Source organism: Candidatus Methylomirabilota bacterium (genome assembly GCA_036002485.1).
Classification (GTDB): Bacteria; Methylomirabilota; Methylomirabilia; order Rokubacteriales; family CSP1-6; genus AR37.
The window spans coordinates 1-20759 of sequence record DASYTI010000108.1 but is presented as its reverse complement, the minus strand read 5'-3'; the positions used below and the strand labels follow the sequence as shown (position 1 = coordinate 20759).

Below are 20759 nucleotides of genomic sequence, written 5' to 3'. Positions count from 1 at the left end.
CTATGATCACTTCCCTTCGAGCCCTGATGCGGGACCAGCGCGGCGTGGCCTTGCCCCTCGCCCTGATCTCGCTACTCATCTTGACCATGCTGGTGCTCACCGTGCTGAACCTGGGCGCGGTCGAGCCCACGATGTCCCGCAACCTCTCGGACACGGCCCGAGCGAGGCATCTCGCCGAGGCCGGCATCGAGTGGGCCTTCGACTGCATGGCCGACCAAGACCTCAGCCAGTTCCTGGCCGGCCCCGACAACGTGCAGAACAACGCGGACGACCAGCTGGCCACGTCGGTGGCCGGCCAGAACATCGCGGCGCAGATGGACAACGCCTTCTGCCCGAACTCGCCGGCGCCGGGCGCCTTGCCGGGGCTCACCACCACCGCTGGGACCTTCTCGGTCACGCTCAGGAATGATTCGATCGGCGCCGGGGGCGGCTACGCGGGTGACCAGGTCCTCACCGGTGTTGCCGTCGACGGCGGAGGAAAGTTCGTGGACACCAACGGCATCGTGATCGTCACGGCCACGGGCAGCTTCGGCACGGCGACCCGGCAGATCACGGCGGTCGTCTCGCGAAACACGCTCGTGGTCAACGGCGCCGCCAATCTGCCGGGCATGCAGGCCGATACCTACATGAACGGCGTTTGGGCCAACCAGACCATCGATGGCCGCGACTGGGTCCGCGCCGACACCAATGGCGGCGGCCCCACGGGCACGGGCCCCTTGCGCTTCGGCATCACCACCCAGCCCGGCACTCAGGCCAACCTAGGCATTACCTATGAGTCCCGAGCCGAGAGCGCGTTCGACACCGCGGCCAAGCAGGCCACGGTCCAGGGCAAGCACCAGAGCACCGGCGTGCTGACGAGTGGCCTCCCCACCATCGCGCCCGACGCCTCGCTGACCCCGACCACCATGCTCAACTTCCTCAACAAGCTGGCCGCCAATCCGGCCACGACGGTGATCCAGAGCAGCCTGGCTTGTCCGCTCCGGCTTGTCGGTACCGTGGCTACCGCCAATACGCCGACGCTCGCGACCCTGGGGAGTGGATGCCCCGGCAATCCGCCGATCGGCACCACGATCAACCTGGGCTCGCCCTCGGACCCCAAGCTCGTGTACTTCCGCGGCGAGCTCGATACCTCATCGAACTTCACGGGCCTCAACCTGCTCGGCACGATCAAAGGCGCAGGCATCCTCGTGGTCGAGGACGGCGACATGGCAGTCAATACGTCTGGCGCCGGGCTCTCCATCGGTGGCCGCAATGTGGACTTCTACTGGGACGGCATCGTGATCGTGACGGGGCGCTACGTGGGCACGGGCTTCCGCGCCACCAGCAATACGGAGATCCGCGGCGCCTTCATCTCGAATGAGGCGATCTGGAACGAAGCCAACGGCTACTACGAGTTCTTGAACCAGTCCCTCGGCCTTGCCATCAGGAACAGCACCCAGAACATCAACATGGCCCTCCGGGCCGCCTATAACCAACGGATCATCTCGTGGCGGGAGAATTGAGCATGCGGCCCGACTACTCGCTGCTCTTCGCGCTGGCGGCGGTCGGGCTCGTTTTTGGTTGCCAGCAGGGACCGGCGCCGGCCCGCCCGGCTCAAGCGCCCAGCGTGTCGCCCGCCGTGGTGGCGCGCGGCGAGGGCGATCAGCTGATGGAGCGTGGCGAGCACGCCAAGGCGGCCGCCAAGTATCAGGAGGCGGTGGCCCTCGAGCCCAATGACATGGCGCTCCGGTTCGCCCTGGGCTCGGCCTACACATACCTGGGGAAGCGAGCCGAGACCATCGAGCAATTTCAATGGGTCGTCAAGCGGGGCGATCAGACCGCGGACTACTACCGCAGTGCGCGCCAGTGGCTCGCGCGAGAAGGGCTCTTGCCGGCCACCGCCGTCGCCTCGGCCGGCCCCGATGCGGCGAGCGCCGCGCGCGCCCAGGCCGCCACCAAGGGCAATGTCGCGGGCACGCTCGAATGGCCTGGCGTGAATTCGCGCGAGCGGCTGATCAAGGTCCGCGTGATGCTGACCGGCGACGATCCGAACACCAAGAGCGTCAACCTCTCCCGCCCGTTCCGGCTGGGAGAGCGCTACGAGTTCCGCGACCTCGCGCCCGGCAAGTACCGCCTGGTCGCCAAGGCGGAGGACGGCGCCCCCGCCATGGAGCTATGGGAGCAGACCCTGAGCATCGAGGCCGGCCAGGTCACCCAGCTGCCCCTGGGGCCCGCCAACAGCAAGGTCTCGCCCGACCAGTTCCCGGGACCCCAAGCGAAACAGCAATAGCCGCGGCCCCCGGCGGAGCCAGTCCGGTCGCGCGCGGAGCCAGTCCGGTCGAAGATCCCGCTTCCTATCCGACTCACGCCGAGTCGCGCCCCGCAGATCAATCCTACTTCTTGAGCGTGAAGGCTCCGGGACCCAGGAGGACCTGGGCGATGGTCGCCCCCAGAACGAAGAGGGCGTACTCGTACCCGTTCTTGCCCGCGAAGATGAAGAAACCCTGACTCGCGTGGACGAACCAGAGGGCGCCCGCTATGACCGGGATATTGGCGAGGGCCGCCCAGCGGACCAGGATCCCGAGGATCAGCAAGATCCCGCCCAGCCCGTGAGCGAGCAGCAAGTACCAGGCCCCCAGCTCGGGCAGCGGGATGCCCACGCTGCGCTGGTAGGCGATCAGCCCCGAGGGAAAACCGATCTTGTAGACGGCCAGGTACGCGTGCGCCAGATAGATGAAGCCGAGAAAAATGCGCAGCACGAGCGTCCCGTATCCCTCCAGACCGCTTCTGCCCACCGTGGGTCCTCCTGGTCGGGACCTGCGCTCAGGACTTTTTGAAGACGATCTCGCCGAAGTACGCCTCGGCCCGTGAGCGCGTGTCGTCGGAATCGATGCCGATCGAGATTGCCTCGATCTTCTCGTCCGGGTCCTCGCCGTAGATCTTCTTGTAGTCCTGGCAGACATTGCGGGACTCGGTCAGCCACTTGCCGAGATCAGCCTCACCCGAGCGAACGACGACGTAGGTGACGAGCCCGGTCTTCTGGCTCTTGAACATGCTCCCGGTCGGGGCCGTCGTGTCCCAGATGTACCCGATGATGCGGGACCGCACCGCCGAAGGAAAGCGGGGGAAGGTGACGTAGATCTGGGCGGCCTCGTCGTCCGTCGCCTTCTTACGAGCGTCGGCGCCCTTGGGAAGCTCCACGACCTTCCAGCTCCACTGCAAGATCTGGTAGTCCTTGCAGTCGATCTTGACTTCCTTGTTGATGGTGGAGCTGTCGCCGTTGCTCTTCATGTGAACGCGGCGCAGGGAGCCTTCGCTCACGATCTCGAAGTCGTAGCTCGGACTTCCCCAGTTCTGGGCCTTCCAGCCCGTGGGTATGCCCTTCTGGCCGACGGGCGGCTTGGCCCAGTCCTCGACGACGAGCGGGGCCCCCTGAGCCCAGACCACCGAGGCCGTGGCGAGCAGCACGGCCAGGACAATTCCTCGTCGCATGGTATCTCCGCGTCTCCTGTCGTTGATTGCGCGTCGACGGACGACTCGCCCCGGGGGAGTATAGCCCACCCCCTGTGCTAGGGTAAGCGCATCATGGCGGATCTCCGAGTGGACAAGTGGCTCTGGGCCGCACGTTTCTTCAAGAGCCGGACGCTCGCCTCCGCCGCGTGCGACGGCGGCAAGGTGGACGTGAATGACCAGGCGGTGAAGCCGTCGCGGGTCCTCCGGCCGGGAGACCTCGTGCGCATCACCCTGCCGCGCGGCAAGAAAATCGTCAGGGTCTCCGCCCTGTCGGATCGACGAGGTTCCGGCGCCCAAGCCGCTCTCCTCTACGAGGATCTGACTCCACCGCCCCCGCCACGCGAGGCCCGCGTCCTGCCGGCCGTCATCCGCCCCAAGGGCCTTGGTCGCCCCACCAAGCGCGAGCGGCGCCTCATCGAGCGTCTCCATCGATTCTGACGGCTCGCCCCGGTAAGCATTACGCGGGGCCGTAAATCTTTCGCGTTCTCCCGTCCCTGTCGTGGACGGAGACTCGATCCCAAGTCCTGAGATTTCAAACCTTTTCCCGCTCCCTTCCCGACGCACGCCCCTGGCATCCTGGTTGCGATGCCTGCTCAGGACATTTCCATCGCGGCTGGCAAATAGCTGGGCAGTCAACGAGAAGGAGAGCGAGCATGGCTGACGGCGGCTGGAACAATCCGTGGAAGCTCACGGCCATCGGCATGGCCCTCGTGATCGTGACCGCGCTGGCCACGGGCCTTGTCGTGGCCAACTGGTCAGGCAAGGACAGTGACAAGAAGGTGACCGAGACGACCTCGAGCCGCCCCGCCTCCCGCGTGGCGAGCTCGGAGACGCCACCGGCGTCGGCGGTTCCCACCCAGTCGGCGGTCGCCGCGTGCAACCAGTACGCAGCGACACAATCGGGGCATAGGGACAAGACGGTCGACACGATCAAAGACGGCGCTATCGGCGCGGTCGCCGGCGCCGCCCTCGGCGCGGCGGGCGGCGCTATCGCAGGTGGCGGCTCCGGCGCCGGCAAGGGTGCCGCCATCGGCGGGCTCGTGGGAGCGGGAGGCGGTACGCTCTACGGCCTGAACGAGAACCAGAAGCACGACGAACGCTATCGGAACGCCTATGCGAGCTGCATGCGCTCGCGGGGCTATACCGGCTAGAGAGTTCGGAGGGGGCTCCGCCCCCCTTCCGAAGCTTCCCCCGAACAGATTGCGCCGGCGAAGCCGGCGCTCGAAGCGGAGCTTTCCGGCGCGCGAGAACAGGGGAATGACTTGGACAGACGGCTAGACGATAGGCGGGCGCAGAGCCCGAAGCCGCGCATAGCCGCCCGGCGGGGGAGGCGTCCCCGCCGGGCGGCTGGGGGGCGTACCGCTCAGCCTTCGAAGATCACTTCTTGGCGGGAGTCAGGTTGGCCGTGACGCCCCGGCCCGGCTTGACGACGCCGTCCAGCTGCAGCAGGCGCTTTCCGCCGGACTCGTAGAGCGTATAGGTGGCCGAATCGCCGTCGCCTTCCGTGGTCAGCTTGCCGTCCTTGATTGTGAGCTTGCCGCTTCCCGCAAAGACGCCCATTCCACGGGTCGTGCCCGCCTGATAGGTGCCATCACCAGCGATCGTGATCTGGAAGAAGCTGGCATCGCCGGCCGTTTTCGGTCCAATGGCCAGCCCATCCCACTTGCCCGCGACCTGGCTGAAGCTCCGGATCGGCACGACCGTGGAGGGGCGCACGATAGACTCGGCGCAGGCCCCGAGCAACAGGGCGGCGATCAGGGCGGTCATGGCAAGGCGTGCGTGACGCGGCTCAAGCATCGCGATTCCTCCATTGGGTGGGCGTTCCGGGTACTCCGCGGATTATAGGGAACCGGTCCAAAGAGCACAATCCGCGCACCCCTGTTTTGGGCACCGGCACTGGGGCAAAGTAAATTGACCCAGCGCCCGCTCCGATTGACCTGGTACGGCTCATCTGCTAGGGTCACCGCGTCATTGGCGTCCGGGCGGCCCGCCAGGTGCGAGCCCCAGGGAAGGCGGTGCGAATCCGCCGCGACCCCGTCACTGTAATCGGGGACGAAACCCGCGTGAAGCCACTGGCCCGTGACGCTCTGGGCCGGGAAGGCGCGGGGAGTAGGACGATCCGAAAGCCAGGAGACCTGCCCGGGCGCCCGCACTGCAACCGGTCTTCGCGGGAGGACCCGGGTGAGCCCGACCCGTCAATCCGATCTCCACCAAACGGACTTGATTCTCGGCGGCGTCCGCAGCGGCAAGAGCCGCCAGGCCATCCAGCTCGCCACGGGGTCCGCCTCGGAGGCGCGCACGGGCTTTCTCGCCACGGCGCGGGCTGCCGATGGGGACATGGCTCGGCGCATCGCGCGTCATCAGGCGGACCGGCCCAAGAGCTGGTGCACCGTCGAAGAGCCCTACCAGATCACCGAGGCCTGCCGGAGCCTGACCGATCGCGTCGACCTCATCGTCCTCGACTGCCTCACGCTCTGGGTGTCGAATCTCCTGCTCCGGGGCGATGCCCCGGAAGAGGTCCTCGCGGCCGCTGATGCGCTGGCGGGACTGGTGGGCGAGCGGCGTGCCTCGCTCGTCATCGTGTCCAATGAGGTCGGCTCCGGCGTCCACCCCCCGACGGAGATAGGCGTACGCTTCCAGGACACCCTGGGCGGCGTCAACCAGCGCCTCGCGGCCGCGGCCGATCGCGTCACCCTCATGGTCGCCGGCATTCCCCTCCTCGTCAAAGACCGAGCGCCACGGACTCCCTCCGATGCCCGACCTCTCGAGTCTCCTTAGCCGCATCGGCATCCCGGATCCGGCGCCGGGTCTCCAGGCCCAGCGGGCTCTCGACGAGCTGACCAAGCCACCGGGCAGTCTCGGACGGCTGGAGGAGCTGGCGCGGCGACTCGCCGAGATCTCGGGAAGATTCCCGCCCACCGTCGATCGGCCGGTCATCTTCACTCTGGCCGCCGATCATGGAGTGGTGGCCGAAGGAGTGAGCGCGTATCCGCAAGTGGTGACGACGCAGATGGTGGAAAACTTTCTCCGCGGAGGCGCGGCCGTCAATGTCCTTGCTCGCCACGCGGGCGCCGCCGTGGTGGTGGCGGACCTTGGCGTGGCCGGGCCGCTCCCCGCCCATCCGTCGCTCGTGAGCATGCCCGTCGGGCCGGGCACTCGCGACATGAGCCGCGGCGCCGCCATGAGCCGCGGGGACGCGCTGCGCGCCATCGAGGCAGGCGCGAGCCTCGTGCGCGCCGAGCACGCGCGCGGGCTCGATCTCATCGGGACGGGAGAGATGGGGATCGGCAATACCACGGCGGCCAGCGCCGTGGTGGCCGCCCTCACGGGCCTTCCCCCCGAGGCGGTCACGGGTCCGGGCACCGGCGTGGATGCAGAGGGACGCGCCAGGAAGGTGGACGTCATCAGGCGCGCGCTCGCCGTCAACCGGCCCGATCCGACCGATGGTGTCGACGTGCTGGCCAAGATCGGCGGATTCGAGATTGGCGGACTGTGCGGCGTCATCCTGGCCGGCGCGGCCTTGCGTATTCCCGTGGTGCTCGACGGGTTCATCACGGGCGCGGCGGCCCTGGCCGCGGTGAGGCTCAAGCCCGAGGCGCGGCATTACCTGCTGGCCTCTCATCGCTCGACCGAGCCCGGCGCCTCTCATGTGCTCGATGCCCTCGGCCTCAAGCCCTTTCTGGAGCTCGACATGCGGTTGGGCGAGGGAACGGGCTCGGCTCTTTGCATAGCCCTGGCGAGGGCGGCCGTGAAGATTCTGGGCGAGATGGCCACCTTCAAGTCCGCCGGCGTCTCCGAGCGCTCGCCATGAACCTCTCCGAGCGCATTCCCGTCGTCGTCGTCGCCGGCGTGTCGAGCGGGGTGGGCAAGACCACTCTGATGCTCGGCCTCCTCGAAGCGCTCCGCCGCCGCGGTCTCACCGTGCAGGCCTTCAAGGTCGGGCCCGACTTCATCGACACGGCCTTTCATGGGCTGGCCAGCCACCGGCCGGCCGTCAATCTCGACGGCTGGATGTGCGGGCGCGACGCCGTGCTGGACGCGGTGGGACGGTACGCCGCCGGCGCAGACGTGGCCCTCGTCGAGGGCATGATGGGCTGCTTCGACGGGCGCGACGGCAGCAGCGACGAGGGATCGACCGCGCAGATCGCGAAGTGGCTGGGGGCGCCGGTGGTGCTGGTGATGGACGCGGGCGCCCTCGTGAGGAGCGCCGGCGCGGTTGTCTTGGGCTTCGAGCGCTTCGATCCCGATCTTCGCGTGGAGGGCGTGATCTTCAACCGCGTGGGTGGCTCCCGCCACCTCGAATGGCTGCGACAAGCCGTGACGGGCGCCTGCCGGTCGCGTGTCCTGGGGGGGCTGCCCCATGCGCCGGAGGTGGCGCTGCCGGAGCGGCACCTCGGCCTCGTGACGGCCGCCGAGGGTGGATACACGTCCGCGTTGGGCGAGGCGCTGGCGACGCTGGTCGAGCGCGAGCTCGATCTGGACGCCCTCGTGAATTTCGCGACGAGCACGGTCGAGCGGAGAGGAGTGGCCGCGGGCCCTCGCCTCACCGGGCGACCGGTGCGGGTAGGAGTGGCTCTCGATCGCGCCTTCCAGTTCTACTACGCCGAGAATCTCGATCTCCTCCGCCGGGCAGGAGCCGACCTCGTATTCTGGAGTCCGATGGACGATGCCACGCTCCCCGAAGTAGACGGCCTCTACCTGGGGGGCGGCTATCCCGAAATCCATGCCGAGCGCCTGAGCGCCAACGTCGTCATGCGCCAAGCCGTCCGGAAGCTCGCCGAGGCCGGACGGCCTGTCTACGCCGAGTGTGGCGGCCTCATGTACCTGGCCGAGTCCCTCGAAGATGGAGACGGGGTCACGTGGCCCATGACCGGGCTTCTGCCGGCGCGCGCTCGCTGGGTCAGGGGACGGCTCCGTCTCGGCTATCGCGAGATCGTCACGTCGGCCTCGAGCCTGATCGGGCCCGCCGGGACGCGCGCTCGCGGCCACGAATTCCACGCCTCGGAGCTGGAGCCGCCCCCGGCTTCCGTCGCGCGCGTCTATCGAATCGATGACGGCTCCGGCGCGCCGGTGCAGGCCGAAGGCTACATGGTCGGGCGTGCCCTGATGAGCTACGTGCACCTGCACTGGGCCTCGTGCCCCGAGATTCCAGAGCGGTTCGTCGAGGCCTGCCGCGCATGACGACGAGTCTTCGCGCGCTCGCGCTCTGCCTGCTGCTCGTGCCGGGGTCGGGATGGGGATTGGAAGTCGTGGACCAGACCGGGCGCGTGCTGACCCTGCCCGCGCCGCCGCGCCGCATCGTGTCTCTCGTTCCGAGCGTGACCGAGATCCTCTTCGCCATCGGCGCCCAGGAGACGCTCGCGGGCGTCACCGACTTCTGCGACTTCCCGGCCGAGGCCAAGCGCAAGCCGAGCGTGGGCGGCATGATCAGCCCGAGCCTCGAAACCCTGGTCACCCTCAAGCCCGATCTGGTGGTGGCGACACGGTCGGGCAATCGCGCCGAGACCTTCGATCAGCTCAAGCGGCTCGGCCTGCCCATCTATCTCGTGGATCCGTCCTCGGTCGGAGACGTGTTGCGGCTCGTGGGTGGGCTCGGCGAGCTCACGGGGCACCGGGACGGGGCCTCCGCCGTTACCGCGGACCTCGAGCGGCGAATCAAGTCAGTCGGCGAGCGCATCGCGGGCCGGCCGCGCCCCCGCGTGCTCTATGTCCTGTGGCCCGACCCGCTCATCGTGCCGGGCCGGGGCGCCCTGGTCTCCGAGCTCATCACCCTGGCCGGCGGAGAGTCGGTGACGGCCGACCAGGGGGCGGGATACCCGCGCATGAGCCTCGAAGCGGCGGTCGGGCGCGCGCCCGAGGTGATCGTTCTCGCCAGTCACAGCGGCGGCACGCCGGTGGGGCGGGACAAGTGGGAGCGCCTGGAGAGCCTTCCCGCCGTCAAGAGCAAGCGCCTCTACACGGCCGATGGCAGTGTCATGCACCGCTACGGCCCCCGCCTCGTCGACGGCATAGAGACGCTGGCCAGGCTCATCCATCCTGAGCTCTTCCGGCCTGAGGCCTCCGGCAAATGACGGGGCCGGCGAGGCTGGCCGCGGTATGTGGAGGGCTCGCGCTCCTCCTGGGCGTGGTGGCCGTGGGTTCGCTGCTCGTGGGTAGTGCGCGCATCGGGCCCGGCGTCATCGTCGATCTCGTGACGGGACGCGGGCCCCTGGAGGGCGCGGAGCGAGTGGTCATCCTCGGGATCCGCCTGCCGCGTATCGCGGCCGCCGCGCTGGCCGGAGGGGCACTGGCCGTGGCGGGCGCCGGCTTTCAGGCCCTCACGCGAAACCCGCTCGCCGAGCCGTCGATCCTCGGCGTCTCGGCCGGCGCGGCATTCGGGGTCGTCCTCGCGCAGATTTCCGGGCTCGGTCAGGGTGTCGTCGAGGCGCTCGGGCTCACGGCCTTCGCCTTTGCCGGAGCCGTGGTGGCGGGCAGCGCCGTGTACCTGATCGCCTCCACGGGTGGCGGATTGCCCGTGCACACCCTGCTGCTGGCGGGGGTCATCGTCGGCATCTTTTTCTCGGCGGCCATCACCGTGGTGATCTCGCTGGTCGACACCAACCGCCTGGGCGGCGTCATCCACTGGCTGCTCGGAAATCTCGCGCCCATCCCCGCGGGCGCGCTCGGGGTCTTCGGGGCAACGGTCGCTCTGGGCTTCTGGCTCGTCCTCGGCCGGGCGCGCGCGTTGAATCTCCTCGCCCTCGGCGAGGAGGGCGCCCAGGAGCTCGGGGTCGACGCCGAGCGGCTCAAGCGCCGGATCTTCGCGGGGGCGGCCCTCCTGACGGGCGTCGTGGTCGCCTTCGTCGGGCCCATCGGCTTCGTGGGGCTCATCGTTCCCCACGCCATGCGCATGCTCGTCGGCTCCGACCATCGCGTGCTCATTCCCGCGGCCGCCCTGGGCGGCGGGGTGTTTCTCCTGAGCGCCGATACACTGGCGCGGACGGTGGTGGCGCCGGCCGAGCTCTCGGTGGGAGTCATCACGTCCTTCTGCGGCGCGCCGTTTTTCATCTATCTCCTGCGCTCACGCGTCGGACGGATCATGCCATGACGCCGCTCGTCCAGTTCGACCGGGTAGGCTTCACCTACCCGACCGCCGCCCCGGGGCACGGTCGCTTCGAGATCCGGGAGCTGTCCTTCGCCGTGGCGCCCGGCGAGGTGCTCGGGCTCATCGGACCGAATGCCGCGGGCAAGACGACGGTGATCCGTCTCCTCTCCAAGGTCCTCGCCCCTTCCCGCGGAGCGATCTATGTCCAGGGCGAGGCCCTGCGGTCTCTCGGCCGCGCCGAGGTGGCGCGCCGGGTCGCCGTGGTGCCCCAGGACGTGGCGCAGGGCTTCCCGTTCACTGCTCAGGAGCTGGTGCTGATGGGACGCTTCGCCCATGCTCCGGGCCGCTTTTTCGAGAGCCCGGCCGACGTCCGGATCGCGCGGGAAGCCATGGAGCTCACGGGCGTGCACGCCCTCGCCGGGGAGACGCTGGACCGCCTCTCGGGGGGCGAGCGCCAGCGGGTGGTGCTGGCCCGCGCCCTCGCTCAGGAGCCGCGCCTCCTCGTGCTCGACGAGCCGACCGCGCACCTCGATCTCCGCTACCAGGCCGAGTGCGTGGCCCTCCTGCGGCGGCTCCATCGTGAGCAAGGGCTCGGCATTCTCCTCGTCTCCCATGACCTCAACATGGCGGCCGAGCTCTCGGACCGCCTGCTCCTCATGTCGTCGGGCGCCGCCGTCACCATGGGAGCGCCGGAGGAGGTGCTGCAGGAGTCGACGCTGGAGCGCGTGTACGGCTGTCGCGTCGTGGTGGACAAGCATCCCACCACCCGCCGGCCCACGGTCAGCGTGCTCTGGCCGGACGGGAGGTGAGAGCCGGAAGCAAGGCGAAGTGAGGCGTCGCGGTCACAGGGAAGCCGGTGAGAAGCCGGCACGGTCCCGCCACTGTGAGTGGGGAGCCAAGCCCCGGCCGGTATGGAAGCCACTGGGAAATGTCCCGGGAAGGCTGGGCGACGGCGATGAGCCACGAGTCAGGAAACCTGGCCGCGACAGCACGACAGACATCCTTTCGAGAGAAAAGGAACGGTCATGCGAATCGCGAGCAAGGTCCTGGTGCTGACGTGGCTTCTGGCGGCGCTACCGGTCGCCGCCCAAGAAGTGAAACCGGCAGAAGTGAAACCTGAAGCAGCGAAGCTGGAGGAGAGAAAGACGGAGACGAAAACGGTGGACCCGGTGGTGGTGACGGCGACCACGGTGGCGACACCCGCCACGCAGCTCGGGGTGGCCCTCAGCGTGATCACGGAGAACGACTTCAAGACCTATCACTACGCGACGGTGGACGAGGCCATGCGGAACGTGCCCGGGGTGGACATCCGCCGCTCGGGCTCGCTCGGCAAGACGTCGAGCATCTCGATCCGCGGGGCCAATTCCAACCAGGTCCAGGTGCTGGTGGACGGAGTCCGCGTGAAGAGCCCGACTCTGGGCCAGGTGGATCTCTCCGACCTCTCGCCGGACCTGATAGACCGGATCGAGATCATCCGGGGGTCGCAATCCACCCTCTACGGGGCCGATGCCATGGGCGGCGTGGTCAACATCATTACCAAGAAGGGCCAGGGGCCCTTCCAGGCCTCCGTGCAAGGGGAGGCGGGCAATTACGACACGCTCCAGTCCCGCGTGCAGGCGAGCGGCACCTGGAAGATCTTCGACTACTCGTTCTCCGCCTCGCACCTCGAGAGCAATGGCCAGTTCCAGAACGACGGCTCGAACATCAATGCCCTCAACGGGCGCGTGGGCGTCTCCCTGCCCTTCGACTCCTCGCTCTCCTTCGTCATCCGCTACAACAAGAGCGACACGGGCGTGCCCGTCAAGGGTGTCTTCCCGGGGCCTCAACCGATCGATCCCGTCATCAACCCCAACGCCAAGCAGCAGAGCGAGACGACCATCATGCTGCTCGAGGCCAAGACGCGGCCGGTGACCTGGTGGGAAAGCACGGCGCGCCTCTCGCGCTACCAGAACAATGTCGGCTTCCAGGATCCGGTGGACCCCGGGGTGACCTTCGATTTTCCGATCTTTGCCCAGATCAATGTCGAGCGGCGCGAGGTCGAGTGGCTCAACTCCATCCACGTGTTCCCCTGGAGCACGAGCACAGGGGGAATCGGGTACCGCCACGAGGACGGCGAGAACAAGGGCGTCTTCCGGGCGGGCCGGCACGTGCCGTCCTTCTTCTTCGAGCAGCAGCTTCGCTTCTTCGACCGGCTCTTCGTGACAGGCGGCTTCCGGCACGAGGACGACAGCGTCTTCGGCAGCTCGCTGACCAAGCGGGGCACTCTCGCATTCCTGATCAAGGAGACGGGCACGCGCATTCGCGGGAGCGCGGGCACGGGCTTCCGGGCGCCGACCTTCAACGACCTCTTCTTTCCCGACTTCGGCAACCCCACTCTCCAGCCGGAGCGCAGCATGTCGTGGGACGCCGGGGTGGACCAGACGCTCTGGCAGGGGCGGATCCGGCTCGGGCTGACCTACTTCCACAACGACTTCACGAACCTGATCACCTGCTGCGTGTCCATTCCCACCGCGCCCTTCGGCGGCCCCGTGAACGTGGGGGCAGCGCGCTCGGAGGGGGTGGAGTTCACGAGCGAGGTGGACATCCTGCCCAACCTGGTGGGGTCCATCAACTACACGTTCACGGACACCAAGAACCTTCAGACCGGGCGGTGGCTGCCCCGCGAGCCGCAGCACCGGTGGAACATCGGCGTCGCCTGGGAGCCCATCCGGCGCCTCTCCCTGTTCACCCAGGTCTACATCGTCACGCAGCAGTGGGAGACCTTCGGCGAGGTCTACAATAGCGGCTATACGCGCGTGGACGTGGGGGGGACCTATCGCGTGCTGGAGAAGTACAACTGGGTGCAGGGCCTGGATCTCATCCTGCGGGTCCAGAACCTCCTGAACGAAGGCTATGCGGAGGTTCGCGGCTTTCCCGCGCTCGGGACCAATTTCCTCGCCGGCCTCCGGGTCAGCTTTTGAGTCGGCGCCCATGATAGACGGCCTGGACGTTCGGATGGACCGCGTGGCCGTGGTGGTGACGAGCCAGCGCCCGCTGCTCGCGCTCTCGTCGGCCGTGCACGGTGGCGGCCTCCAGAGCGCCCGGGCCATCATCAACCTTCACGTCACCAAGCACGATCTCTGCGTCGACCCCGCCGCGATGCTGGAGGCCTTTGCCCGAGGGGCCTCCGTGCCCGAGCCCTATGTCGGGCTCTTGACGGGAGCGTGGACCGAGCTCGCCACGACGGGAGAGGAGAGCGGGGCCAGAATCGCCACCCTTGCCGTGTCCACGGTCGGCCTGAGCAACCGCATGGCGGCCGGACACGAGCCCATCCAGGTCTGGGCCCCGGGCACCATCAACACCATCGTCGTGGTGGACGGCAATCCCGATCCGCCCGCCCTCGTCAACGCCGTGATGACGGCGACCGAGGTCAAGACCTTGGCGCTCCACGAGGCGGGTCTGCGGGACGCCGCGGGCCGGCTCGCCACGGGTACCTCGACCGACGCCGTCGTCATCGCGGCCACGGGACGGGGCCCTAGCATCCGGTTCGGTGGGCCGGCCTCCGAGCTCGGCTGGAGCATAGCCCAGGCCGCGTACAAGGCGTTGACGGCGGGGATTCGCGGCTGGCAGGAGCGCAACCGGTGAATGTGCGCCGGCTCGCCACGCTGGCAAGCTCCGCAGCGCTTCACGCCGTCGCCGTGGGCGCCGTGCTCGTGCTGGCCGCGGGCCTGAGAGAACCGCAGCCTCTCTTCATCGACTTGACCGGCGGCGCGGCGCACGCCATGTCGTCCGACGGCGTGCCCGGCAGTGACCGGCCGCGCGCGCCCGCGGCGCTCCCCGCCGATTTGGAACACGCACGGCGTCCGCGCGTGCGCGCGACGTCGTCCCCCCCGCCGCCGCGGGCGCCCGCCGCCGTGGCTGAGCCTGAGCTTCAACCGATGCCCGAGCCGCCGCGGCCCCTCTCCCAGGAGGCGCCGAGCATCGAGTCGGCGGCGCCCGCGTCGCCCGCCGGGAGGGTGAGCCCAGACGGACCCGCGAGCTCAGGCGCAAGCGTGACGGCAAGCGGAGGGGCGACGAGCAACGCGCCGGGGCGTCAAGGACAGCCGGGCGGCGGCGCCACCGGCTCACCCCTCGCGCTGGCGGGGCCGGGGCCCGATCGTGGTGATCCGCCCGCCGAGTTCGGGCCATACCTCGCGCGCTTCCGCCAGCTCATCCAGGAGTATGTCGTCTATCCGCTGGCGGCCAGACGTCAGGGGCTTTCCGGCCGCGTCGAGCTCGAGGTGCTGCTCGATGCCACGGGGCGAGTTCGTGCCGTGAGCCTGGTCACCTCATCGGCCCATGCGCTGCTCGACGAGGCCGCGATCGAGGCCGTTCGCCGGGTGCCGTCGGTGCCAATGCCCGAGCACCTTCCCAGACGCCCTCTCCGCGTCCGGCTGCCCGTGATCTTCGAGCTCCGTTGAATGCCCCGGCCATGGGTCTCCCGTTCGTCAATTCCATAGCCGTCCTGCTGCTCGCGGTGGCTTTTGATCTGCTGCTCGGCGACCCGCCGAACCGGCTCCATCCCGTCTCGTGGATAGGCAAGCTGATCTCGCTCGGACGGTCATGGGCCGAGCCCCTGCCGCGCGATTTCCTGGCCCTTTATGGCGTCCTCCTCATCGTCACGGTCAGCGTCGTGACCATCATGGGAGCGCTCTTCGCCCAAGCGCTCACGAATCTCCTGTGGTGGCCGTTCGCCCTGGGCGCCCAGGCATGGCTGCTCAAATGCGCCTTCTCCATCCGCGGTCTGGTCGCCGCCGTGTGGCAGGTGCGCGACGCGCTCGCCGAGGGCGAGCTGGCCGCGGCCCGGGGCGCCGCCGGCGTCCATCTGGTCAGCCGTCGGACCGATGATCTTGATGCGGGCGCCACGGCCGGCGCCGCCGTCGAATCGCTGGCCGAGAATTTCACCGATAGCTGGACGGCGCCGCTCTGCTTCTATCTCGTGGCGGGACTGCCCGGTGCGTGGCTGTACCGCGCCGTCAACACGGCTGATGCCATGATCGGCTATCGCGAAGGGCGGCTCGAGCAGCTGGGGGGCGCCTCCGCGCGCCTCGACGACATGCTCAACTGGATTCCCGCGCGGCTGGGGGCGCTGGCCCTCTGCGCGGGGGCGTGGCTCGGCCGCGAGTCCGCGCGGGGAGCGTGGAGAATGATGCGGCGAGATGGTGGCCTCACGGCGAGCCCCAATGCGGGGCAGACCATAGCGGCCATGGCGGGCGCGCTCGGCGTCACCCTCGAGAAGCTCGGACACTACCGGCTGGGCGACGGCCCGCCTCCCGATGTCGCGGCCATGGACCGCGCGGTGCGCGTCTTCGCGGGCGCCGCGGGCGTGTGGCTGTGCGTGAGCCTCCTGATGCTGCGATGGCTATCCTGAGATGGCGAGCCCAAGAAGGCTAAGATGACTCGCGCGCGGGCGATCATGCTCCAGGGCACGGGCTCGCATGTGGGCAAGACGGTGCTCGCGGCCGGCCTGTGCCGGCTCCTGGCCCAGGATGGCCTTCGCGTTGCGCCCTTCAAGTCGCAGAACATGTCGCTCAATGCCCACGTGACGATGGATGGCGGCGAGATGGGCTGGGCGCAGGCCATGCAGGCCGAGGCGGCCCGGGTGCCCGCGCGGGTCGAGATGAACCCCATTCTCCTCAAGCCTCGCGCGGACGCGACGAGCCAGGTCGTTCTGCTCGGGAAGGCGCTCAGAGACATGCCCGCCCGGGAGTATTACCGTCAAGCGGGGCGGCTCTGGCCGGCCGTCCGCTCGAGCTATGCGACGCTCGCGCGCGAGTCCGACGTCGTCGTCATCGAGGGCGCGGGAAGCCCCGCCGAGCCCAATCTCATGCGTCGCGACCTCGCCAATATGCGCGTGGCGGCCATGGCGAAGGCGCCCGTGCTTCTCGTGGGCGATATCGACCGGGGCGGGGCCTTCGCGAGCCTCGTGGGGACCATGGCCATCCTGAAGCCTCCCGACCGTCGGCGCGTGGCGGGCTTCGTCGTCAACAAGTTCCGCGGCGATGCCAAGCTCCTGGCTCCCGCCCTGCGCGACCTGGAGCGGCGAGCTCGCCGGCCCGTCCTTGGCGTAGTCCCGTACCTCCCTGACCTTGCCCTGCCGGAAGAGGACTCCGTCGCCCTGGAGGGACGCTCGCTTCCGCGGGCCGTGGGGCCGGCAGTGATCCCCACCGTGGCCATAGTCAGGCTGCCGCACATCGCCAACTTCACGGACTTCGCCCCCCTGGAATCCGAGCCGGACGTGCGCGTGGTCTATGCACGGAGTCCCGTCGAGATCTCCGACGCAGCGCTCGTCATCCTGCCGGGCTCGAAGGACACCATCGCGGATCTGCGATGGCTCAAGTCGCGCGGCTTCGGTGATGCGCTGACCGCGCATATCCGTGGCGGCGGAGCGCTGCTCGGCATATGCGGCGGCTACCAGATGCTGGGGCGGATGGTCGCGGATCCGCACGGCGTCGAGAGCGGTGGCACGGAGGCGGGTCTCGCGCTGCTCCCGCTCAGTACGACGCTCGAGCCTCTCAAGGTCACGCGGCGCGTTAAGGCCAGGCTCCTGCCCGATGGACCCGACTTCGAGGCGTATGAGATCCACGCGGGCGCAACGCGCATCGAGAGTGATGTCGCGCCCTTCTGCGTCGTGGGCGGGGTGCCGGAGGGGGCCGTGTCGCGTGACGGGCGAGTGCGCGGGACCTATCTTCACGGCCTTCTCGAGGTGGGCGCCGCTCGCCGGAGCATTCTCGAGTGGGCGGGAGCGATTCCGGGCGGGACGACGACAGGACGTGATCACCGGTCGCGGCGGGAAGCCGGATATGATCGCCTGGCCGAGACCCTGCGGAAAGCGCTCGACATGGGCGCGGTCTACCAGCTATTGAGGCTCTCGGGAGTCTCTTGATGTTTTTCGCCCTCTAATTTCTGGCCGCCCGGCTGGACCCGCGTTGTACGATGAATCGGCGCCGCCACGTGCGGCGATTCGTATCTTAACGGACCGGGAATGCAGAACTCAATCACGGAACTCTTGTCGAAGCTGCTCAGAGACGCCTTGGTCAAAGCGGGGCTGCCCGTGCCGGACGACATGATCTGGGAAGTGCCGCGGGAGGAGTCTCACGGCGACTACGCCACCAATGTCGCCATGGCGCTGGCTCGCCCGGCCCGGAAGGCGCCGCGCGAGATCGCCGAGGCGATCAGAAAGAATTTCCCGGTGAGCCCGATGGTCTCCAAGCTCGAGGCGGCGGGCCCGGGATTCCTGAACGTGTCGCTCGCGTCGGACTGGTGCGCCGAGGCCCTCAAGGAGATCCTCGCCGCCGCGGATGGGTACGGCACGAGTCAGACGGCCACGAGCGGGCGCGGCCTCCTCGAGTTCGTCTCGGCCAATCCCACGGGCCCGCTCGTCATCGTCAATGCCCGCGCGGCGGCGGTGGGCGATGCCCTCGCGCGGATCCTGCGCTCACAGGGCATGGCCGTCGAGTGCCAGTTCTATGTCAACGACGCCGGCAATCAGTTCGAGGCCCTGGCGCGCTCCGTGGACGTGCGGCTCCGCCAGGCCCTCGGCGAGACCGTCGAGCTGCCGGAGAACGCCTATCCGGGCGAATACCTCGTGGATCTCGTCAAGGACTGGCTCGCCACGGATGCCACGGGGATGCGTGCCGTCGCGCACCGGCCGGAGGCCGAGCGTGTCGAGCTCCTCGGGCGCCAGGCCGTCGCCAGCATGGTGGCGGGCCAGCGTCAGGTGCTCGAATCCTATGGCACCCGCTTCGAGAGCTGGAGGCATGAGCAGGGCGATGTGCGGAATGCCGGGCTGCCCGAGCGGGCCATCGCGGCCCTCACGGCGGCCGGCCATACCTACGAGCAGGACGGGGCCCTCTGGTTCCGCTCGACCTCTTTCGGAGACGACAAGGACCGCGTGCTGAGAAAGTCTGACGGTGAGTTGACGTATTTCGCGGTGGATATCGGGTTCCATCACTTCATCAAGTTTGGGCAGGCGGACGTCGTCATCGATCTCCTCGGCCCCGACCACCACGGCCATATCCCACGGATGAAGGCGGCCATGCAGGCGCTGGGACATCCGCCGGACCGCCTCGAGTTCCTCGTCGTCCAGCTCGTCACCCTTCTGCGCGACGGCGAGCCCGTGCGCATGTCCAAGCGTCGCGGCGAATTCGTGCTGATGGACGAGCTGCTCGAGGAGGTGGGGCGTGACGCCGCGCGCTTCACCTTTCTCACGCGCCGCCACGACAGCCCGCTCGACTTCGATCTCGCGGTGGCCACCAGGCAGTCGGCGGACAATCCGGTCTTCTACGTCCAGTATGCTCACGCGCGCGTCTCCAGCCTCTTCCGCACCGCGGCCGAGCAGACGCTCGTGATTCCTCCGTGGGAGCACGTCGATTTCCGGCGGCTGGGCCTGCCCGAGGAGCAGCGGCTCATCAAGCGCCTGCTCCAGTACCCGAGCCTCGTGGCGGGGGCCGCGCATGCCCGCGAGCCCCACCGCGTCGCGTACTACCTGACCGAGCTCGCGGGTCTCTATCACCCGTACTACAAGGCCCACCGCGTGATCACCGAGGACAGGGAGCTGACCCTGGCGCGTCTCGGCCTGGCCGCCGCGGTGGGGCAGGTGGTCCGCAACGGACTCGGTCTTCTCGGCGTTTCCGCGCCGGAGAGCATGTAATGCGAGGCGAGAGGGGACGCGGGAGACACGGGCCGGGGCGGGCCCAGTGGATCGCCCTCTTGACGGCGAGCGCCCTCATCATGGGGCTGACCTTCGCGCTGGGCGTGCTGGTGGGCCGTCAGTGGAGTCGACCCGCCGCCATGACGGCCAGCGCCGAGGCGGGCGCCAGGAAAACCATCCCGCCCGGCAAGCGCGGCGGACTATCGAGCACCGATGTCGAGCCGGTGCCGTCGGTGGATCAGAAGCTCACCTTCTACCAAACGCTGACCGCGCCCCTGGGTCGGAGCGGGGCCGATGCCCATGCCTCGCCGCGCCACGAGGACAAGGCCAAGACGGTGGCCGCGCCGGTGACTCCGAAAGCCGAACCCATCCCATCGCCGCCCCCCCCGAGCCGGTCCACGAGTCACGAAGAGACTCTCGTCGAGAAGCCCGCGCCGACGGAGGCCAAATCCGGAGCGGAGACGGCCAAAGCCGCGGCGGAGGCGTCGGGGCCCTGGTCCGTCCAGGCGGGCGCCTTCAAGACTCGCGTGCAGGCCGATGGCCTCGAGAAGCAGCTCCGCCAGGCGGGCTTCGACGCCTATGTCACGCAGATCTCGGGCGAGGACGGACAGATCCGCTTCAGGGTTCGCGTGGGCACGTTCAAGAGCAAAGCCGAGGCCCAGCGCATGGCCGACCGGATGCGCGCCGAGCGCTCGGTGGCTGCCTTCGTCGCGCCCAAGTAGGCTCATGGCGCAGCGCCCGGGCCGGGTGCTTGTCTCGCGCGCGGAGATCGCCGCCCGGGTGGCCGAGCTTGGCCGGGCCATCGGGCGTGAGCATGGCCAGCGCACCCCGCTCCTGGTCGGCGTGCTCAAGGGCGCGGCCATCTTCATGGCCGATCTCATCCGGGCCATCCCCGTTCCCGTCGCCGTAGACTTCGTGGGCGTGTCCTCCTACGGCTCGGCGACGCGCTCGACCGGGGTGGTCCGTCTCACCGCGGACCTCTCCAGCTCCATCGAGGGCCGGAACGTCATCCTCGTCGAGGACGTCGTGGACTCGGGCAAGACCGCGGACTACCTTCGCCGGAACCTCGAGACGCGGGATCCGCGGAGCCTCCAGGTCTGCACCCTGCTGGACAAGGTCGAGCGCCGCCAGGTCGAGGTGCCGCTGGACTACGTGGGCTTCGCCATTCCTGACCGCTTCGTGGTCGGCTATGGTTTCGACGTCGACGGCCTGTATCGGAACCTGCCCGAAATCCACGATCTGGAGGGCTAAAAACTCCCCGCGGGGCGACCGACGACGATTGATCGCTATGATATACTTCGGGGCACGATGAATTCGCCGTTTTACAAGAATCTCGCCCTCTGGATGGTGATCGGCCTCATCGTCATCGTCCTCTTCAACGTCTTTCAGGCCAGCCAGCCCTCGCGCGACAAGATGGTCTTCTCCGAGTTTCTCAAGAAGGTGGAGACGGGCGAGGTCAAAGAGGTCCTGATTCGCGGCAAGTCCGTGAGCGGCAAGCTCGCCGACGGCAAC

The 20759-nt window shown here is 68.7% G+C and carries 22 protein-coding genes and 2 riboswitches; of the genes, 19 read left to right on the top strand and 3 right to left on the bottom strand.

Annotation, left to right across the window (positions count from 1 at the left end; all coding sequences use genetic code 11):
• The first annotated feature begins 2 nt into the window (after positions 1-2).
• Both VGT00_11125 and VGT00_11120 read left to right on the top strand, forming a co-directional pair.
• Positions 3-1502 carry a hypothetical protein gene (locus VGT00_11125; GenBank protein ID HEV8531959.1) on the top strand — a complete coding sequence of 500 codons (1500 nt, stop codon included), beginning with the start codon at positions 3-5 and terminating at the stop codon, positions 1500-1502.
• Between the two features lie 2 nt (positions 1503-1504).
• A complete protein-coding gene (locus VGT00_11120) occupies positions 1505-2269 on the top strand; it encodes a tetratricopeptide repeat protein (GenBank protein HEV8531958.1) in 765 nt (254 codons plus the stop codon).
• A 103-nt stretch (positions 2270-2372) separates the two neighbouring features.
• Here VGT00_11120 and VGT00_11115 read toward each other — a convergent pair whose 3' ends face one another.
• Both VGT00_11115 and VGT00_11110 read right to left on the bottom strand, forming a co-directional pair.
• Positions 2373-2774: a DoxX family protein gene (locus VGT00_11115; protein ID HEV8531957.1), complete on the bottom strand. Its 402-nt coding sequence runs from the start codon at positions 2772-2774 to the stop codon at positions 2373-2375.
• A 28-nt stretch (positions 2775-2802) separates the two neighbouring features.
• Positions 2803-3471, bottom strand: coding sequence for a DUF3047 domain-containing protein (locus VGT00_11110; GenBank protein HEV8531956.1), 669 nt, complete (start codon positions 3469-3471; stop codon positions 2803-2805).
• Between the two features lie 93 nt (positions 3472-3564).
• Between VGT00_11110 and VGT00_11105 the strand changes: the two genes are divergently transcribed.
• Both VGT00_11105 and VGT00_11100 read left to right on the top strand, forming a co-directional pair.
• On the top strand, positions 3565-3930 hold the full coding sequence (locus VGT00_11105) for an RNA-binding S4 domain-containing protein (GenBank protein HEV8531955.1): 366 nt from the start codon (positions 3565-3567) through the stop codon (positions 3928-3930).
• Positions 3931-4145: 215 nt separating this feature from the next.
• Positions 4146-4643, top strand: coding sequence for a hypothetical protein (locus tag VGT00_11100; protein HEV8531954.1), 498 nt, complete (start codon positions 4146-4148; stop codon positions 4641-4643).
• A gap of 226 nt (positions 4644-4869) precedes the next feature.
• On the opposite strand, the gene VGT00_11095 is transcribed toward VGT00_11100, so the two are convergent.
• A complete protein-coding gene (locus VGT00_11095; protein ID HEV8531953.1) occupies positions 4870-5289 on the bottom strand; it encodes a hypothetical protein in 420 nt (139 codons plus the stop codon).
• Between the two features lie 208 nt (positions 5290-5497).
• Positions 5498-5629: riboswitch (cobalamin riboswitch) on the top strand.
• 44 nt (positions 5630-5673) lie between these two features.
• Here VGT00_11095 and cobU point away from each other — a divergent pair.
• The 15 genes from cobU to VGT00_11020 form a co-directional block, all read left to right on the top strand.
• Entirely contained in the window at positions 5674-6270 is a 597-nt protein-coding gene (gene cobU, locus VGT00_11090) for a bifunctional adenosylcobinamide kinase/adenosylcobinamide-phosphate guanylyltransferase (GenBank protein HEV8531952.1), read from the top strand.
• Positions 6245-7303, top strand: a complete 1059-nt coding sequence (cobT, locus tag VGT00_11085) for a nicotinate-nucleotide--dimethylbenzimidazole phosphoribosyltransferase (GenBank protein HEV8531951.1) — start codon at positions 6245-6247, stop codon at positions 7301-7303. The genes cobU and cobT overlap by 26 nt, the downstream gene beginning before the upstream one ends.
• A complete protein-coding gene (locus VGT00_11080; GenBank protein ID HEV8531950.1) occupies positions 7300-8673 on the top strand; it encodes a cobyrinate a,c-diamide synthase in 1374 nt (457 codons plus the stop codon). Before cobT ends, VGT00_11080 begins: the two co-directional genes overlap by 4 nt.
• Complete coding sequence (locus VGT00_11075) at positions 8670-9563, top strand: cobalamin-binding protein (protein ID HEV8531949.1); 894 nt, start codon at positions 8670-8672, stop codon at positions 9561-9563. The genes VGT00_11080 and VGT00_11075 overlap by 4 nt, the downstream gene beginning before the upstream one ends.
• Positions 9560-10579, top strand: a complete 1020-nt coding sequence (locus VGT00_11070; GenBank protein HEV8531948.1) for an iron ABC transporter permease — start codon at positions 9560-9562, stop codon at positions 10577-10579. The genes VGT00_11075 and VGT00_11070 overlap by 4 nt, the downstream gene beginning before the upstream one ends.
• Positions 10576-11385: an ABC transporter ATP-binding protein gene (locus VGT00_11065; protein HEV8531947.1), complete on the top strand. Its 810-nt coding sequence runs from the start codon at positions 10576-10578 to the stop codon at positions 11383-11385. The genes VGT00_11070 and VGT00_11065 overlap by 4 nt, the downstream gene beginning before the upstream one ends.
• Positions 11386-11420: 35 nt before the next feature.
• Positions 11421-11554, top strand: a riboswitch (cobalamin riboswitch).
• A 182-nt stretch (positions 11555-11736) separates the two neighbouring features.
• On the top strand, positions 11737-13536 hold the full coding sequence (locus VGT00_11060) for a TonB-dependent receptor (GenBank protein ID HEV8531946.1): 1800 nt from the start codon (positions 11737-11739) through the stop codon (positions 13534-13536).
• A 10-nt stretch (positions 13537-13546) separates the two neighbouring features.
• Positions 13547-14200, top strand: a complete 654-nt coding sequence (locus tag VGT00_11055; protein HEV8531945.1) for an adenosylcobinamide amidohydrolase — start codon at positions 13547-13549, stop codon at positions 14198-14200.
• On the top strand, positions 14197-15015 hold the full coding sequence (locus VGT00_11050; GenBank protein ID HEV8531944.1) for a TonB family protein: 819 nt from the start codon (positions 14197-14199) through the stop codon (positions 15013-15015). Before VGT00_11055 ends, VGT00_11050 begins: the two co-directional genes overlap by 4 nt.
• 11 nt (positions 15016-15026) lie before the next feature.
• Positions 15027-15965 carry an adenosylcobinamide-phosphate synthase CbiB gene (cbiB, locus tag VGT00_11045; GenBank protein HEV8531943.1) on the top strand — a complete coding sequence of 313 codons (939 nt, stop codon included), beginning with the start codon at positions 15027-15029 and terminating at the stop codon, positions 15963-15965.
• A gap of 24 nt (positions 15966-15989) precedes the next feature.
• Positions 15990-17480, top strand: coding sequence for a cobyric acid synthase (locus tag VGT00_11040; protein ID HEV8531942.1), 1491 nt, complete (start codon positions 15990-15992; stop codon positions 17478-17480).
• Positions 17481-17579: 99 nt separating this feature from the next.
• The gene (argS, locus tag VGT00_11035; protein HEV8531941.1) at positions 17580-19247 is read left to right on the top strand and encodes an arginine--tRNA ligase; all 1668 of its coding nucleotides are present in this window, start codon (positions 17580-17582) and stop codon (positions 19245-19247) included.
• Complete coding sequence (locus VGT00_11030) at positions 19247-19969, top strand: SPOR domain-containing protein (GenBank protein ID HEV8531940.1); 723 nt, start codon at positions 19247-19249, stop codon at positions 19967-19969. The genes argS and VGT00_11030 overlap by 1 nt, the downstream gene beginning before the upstream one ends.
• Before the next feature lie 4 nt (positions 19970-19973).
• Positions 19974-20498, top strand: coding sequence for a hypoxanthine phosphoribosyltransferase (gene hpt, locus VGT00_11025; GenBank protein ID HEV8531939.1), 525 nt, complete (start codon positions 19974-19976; stop codon positions 20496-20498).
• 57 nt (positions 20499-20555) lie between these two features.
• The coding region (locus tag VGT00_11020; protein ID HEV8531938.1) for an ATP-dependent metallopeptidase FtsH/Yme1/Tma family protein at positions 20556-20759 on the top strand (204 nt) is incomplete at its 3' end.